The following is a 3,647-nucleotide window of genomic DNA, read 5'->3' on the forward strand; positions in this document are numbered from 1 at the left end:
TGGCGGCCTCGCCGCAGATCCGCGGCATCGACCACCGGCCGCCCGAGCCGGCCGTCGTCGCGCATCCGCTGCGCGACCGCGCGTGCCTCCTCCTCGCCGGACCCCTCGCACTCGCACTCGCGGTCGACGCGCGGGTGGCGGTACACGCCTACCGTCGGCTCGCCCGGGTCTCGCTGCACCCCGAGATGGAGCGCCTCGCCGAGACCATCACGGGGATCCTCGAGCGCCAGGCCGACTTCTTCACGGTGCAGGCCGCCGCACGCGTGGGCCGTCCCCTGCGTCGGCGCGTGGTCGCCGCCGGTCTGCTGGCGGTGCTGCGCCTCCCGATCGGCGAGGCCGAGCTGCCGGAGGAGCTGGCCCACGAGGGGCGCGAGCTGGTGTTCGGCCGCGACGACGGTGGACTCGACGGGATCGACGCGGGAATCGTCGCCACGTTCGCGCTGCCCTGCACCGCGGCCCGCCGGCTGGTGCACCCCTACCGGCCGACGTCGATCCGCGCCGCGCACCGACTCGGACGCCTGGCCGCCGACACCCGCGCGGCGGTCGAGACGCTGCTGGATCAGGTGCGCGAGGAGACACAGCGAGGAGCGACGGCTCCGTGGTGAGCACCATCAGCGTGCAGAAGGCGACCGCCTCGGAGAGCGCACCGATGTCGCCCATCGCCAGGGGGAACACCTGGAGAACCAGCGCCGGACAGGCGAGGACGTGGACCGGGCCCGACACGGCCGCCCGTCAGGCGCGGCACGGCGGGCCGCACGCGGCGCTCAGCCCAGCAGCTCGCGCACGTCCTCCGCGGTGATGCCGCCGGTGGCCGCCGCTCCGTCGTCCGACATGACCGCCGCGAAGAGAGCCGCCTTCGCCTCCTTCAGGGCCATGACCTTCTCTTCGATGGTGTCCTTCGCGACGAGACGGTAGACCATGACCGAGCGGGTCTGGCCGATGCGGTGGGCGCGATCGACGGCCTGCGACTCGGTCGCCGGATTCCACCACGGGTCGAGCAGGATGCAGTAGTCGGCCTCGGTGAGATTGAGGCCGAAGCCGCCCGCCTTGAGCGAGATCAGGAAGACGCCGGCATCGCCCGAGCGGAACCGGTCGATGACCTCGTCGCGCTTCTTCGTCGCTCCGTCGAGATACGCGTACTCGATCCCGGCCGCATCGAGGCGGGAGCGCACCCGCCCCAGGAACCGCGTGAACTGGCTGAACACCAGGACGCGGTGGCCCTCGCTGAGAGCGTCACCGAGGAGCTCGTCGAGCAGGTCGAGCTTCGTCGACGGGACCTTCTCGTGCGCCTCATCGACCAGCGCGGCATCGAGCGCGACCTGGCGCAGCACGGTCAGCGCGCGGAAGATCGCGAAGCGGTTCTTCTCGAAGTCGCCGATCAGACCCAGCACCCGCTGCCGCTCCCGCGCCAGATAGGTGTCGTAGACCTTGCGCTGCCGGGGGCCCAGCTCCACCTCGAGGGTCTGCTCCTGCTTGGGCGGCAGCTCCTTGGCCACCAGCTCCTTGGTGCGCCGCAGCATCAACGGTCGGATGCGGCGCCGCAGCTGCGAGAGCTTCTCGGTGTCGGCCTCGCGCTCGATCGGCTTCTGATAGAACTCGACGAAGCCGGCGGGCGAGGGGAAGAGTCCGGGAGCGACGATCGAGAGGAGTGACCACAGCTCCATCACGTTGTTCTCCATCGGCGTTCCCGTGATGGCGAGCTTGAACGGCACGTCGAGGCGGCGCGCGAGCTGGTGGGTGGCCGACTGGCGGTTCTTCACGAACTGCGCCTCGTCGAGGAGGAGTCCCGACCACTGGATGCCCGCGTACGACTCGTAGTCGAGGCGGAACAGGGCGTAGGAGGTGACGACCAGCTCGGCCTCGCCGATGACGCCGGTGAGCGCCCGGCGCTTCTTCTTGGAGGTCTCGTCGATCCCGACGACCGGAGGCCCGGGGCGAAGCGCTCGGCCTCGCCGACCCAGTTGGGCACGACGCTGGTCGGCGCGACCACGAGGAACGGGCGCGGCGAGGTACCCGCCTCCTCCGCCGCGGCACGCTGCTGCTGCATCACGCGCGCGACGAGCGCGAGCGACTGCACGGTCTTGCCCAGACCCATGTCGTCGGCGAGCACGCCGCCGAGCTGGTTGTCGTAGAGGAACGAGAGCCAGTCATAGCCGAGCTGCTGGTAGGGCCGCAGCTCGACCGCGAAGCCCTCGGGCAGGGTCCGCGACTCCAGAGCGCCCGTGGCCGTGAATCCGGAGAGGCCCTCGACGGAGCGGCGCCAGGCCGCTGCCTGCGCCTCGACCACGCCCAACTCGACCAGCTCGTCCCAGAGGGACGACTGGAAGCGGCTGATCCGCAGCGTCTCGCTCGGGTCGTCCGAGAGCTCGCGCGCCTCGGCGATCAGCTCGCGGAGGCGGCCGAAGCGCTCGTCGTCGAGCGCGAAGTAGACGCCGCTGGGCAGCACCATGTACTCGTCGCCGCGAGCCAGCGCGAGGAAGATCTCGGCGAGCGGCACCGCCTCCTCGTTGACCGTGACGGAGATCTCGAGGTTGAACCAGTCGCGGCTGTCGGGCTGGGCGACGGTCTGCACGGCGACGATCGGCGCGGTCTCGGCCTCGCGGTACTCGACGCGCTCGCCGATCTCCTCGATCTCGACGGTGCCGAGTTCGCGGAGGCGCTCGGCCTCGCCGGTGAGGAAGCCGACCGTCTGCATGCCGCGCAGGTCGAACGTCGGCCGCAGTCGCCGGCTCGACGGCGAGACGAGGGCGGGAGCCGACTCGGGGTCGAGGCCGGCTCCGACGAGGGAGTCGAGGATCCGCTGCTCGGCGTCGAGGTCGCGGTAGCCCGCATCCTCGCCGGGTCGCAACGGGAGGCGCTGGGCATCCGTGCCGCGCGCGCCCTCGACTCCGTAGCGCCACCACCACGAGCCGCGCAGGCCGGCGCCCTCGGTGTGCTCGAGGGTCAGGCCGAGCCGAGGCTCGGGAACGGCCGGTGCTTCGAAGGAGCCGTCGCGCGAGACGATGTCGAACAGGCGGTGCAGGCGCTGGTAGTGCTCGGTGAGGAACGCCGACTCCTCCTGGGCGGGGATGCGGATGGCCTCGCGGCTCCAGAGGAAGGTGCGCGCCGAGGACAGCAGTGGGGCGGCGAACGGGATGAGGGTGACGGGTCGGGCGCGGAACTCGTCGCCGCCCTCCCAGGTGTAGAGCCTACGGCCGGATCGCCGATGAAGCCGAACTCCTCGGGTGCCGGATGATCACCGATCGCGACCAGCGACCGCAGCTCGAGGCCCGCGGCCGTTCGCGTGACGTCGATGGAGGCGGTGGCCGTGGTGTCGAGGATCTTCAGCGGCGACTGCTCGCGGTCGCCCATCACGAGGCCGATGCCCGCGCGGACCGCGCCGTGCAGCGCCGCCCAGATCGCCTCGCTCCGGCACTGGTCGAGGTAGAGCCAGGTGTCGGGCGAGTAATAGCTCGACGCGCTGTGACCCGAGAGGATGCCCTGCATCTCGCGGATCACGTCGATCTGACGCTCGTCGTAGTCGTGGCTGTAGTGCAGGTAGCCCAGGTCGCGCCAGCTGGCGCCGGTGCGCACCCAGCGGTCGCGGTCGCCCATCCGCACCGGTCGGACCCCCAGGCGCGGGCGCGGCTCGGGCGGCGGACGGTAGG

The 3,647-nt window shown here is 71.5% G+C and carries 2 protein-coding genes and 1 pseudogene; 1 reads left to right on the top strand and 2 read right to left on the bottom strand.

The features are described 5' to 3' along the window. A pseudogene (locus ACH61_RS17580) lies at positions 1 to 605 on the top strand (hypothetical protein); the annotation flags it as partial. Between the two features lie 159 nt (positions 606 to 764). Here the strand turns inward: ACH61_RS17580 and ACH61_RS18900 are convergent. After that, on the bottom strand, positions 765 to 1,868 hold the full coding sequence (locus tag ACH61_RS18900) for a DEAD/DEAH box helicase (protein WP_330220184.1): 1,104 nt from the start codon (positions 1,866 to 1,868) through the stop codon (positions 765 to 767). Then, the gene (locus ACH61_RS18625) at positions 1,757 to 3,136 is read right to left on the bottom strand and encodes an SNF2-related protein (protein WP_330220185.1); all 1,380 of its coding nucleotides are present in this window, start codon (positions 3,134 to 3,136) and stop codon (positions 1,757 to 1,759) included. Before ACH61_RS18625 ends, ACH61_RS18900 begins: the two co-directional genes overlap by 112 nt. Positions 3,137 to 3,647 lie beyond the last annotated feature (511 nt).

The sequence above is a fragment of the Rathayibacter tanaceti genome (genome assembly GCF_001634385.1).
In the GTDB taxonomy this organism is placed as follows: Bacteria; Actinomycetota; Actinomycetes; order Actinomycetales; family Microbacteriaceae; genus Rathayibacter; species Rathayibacter tanaceti.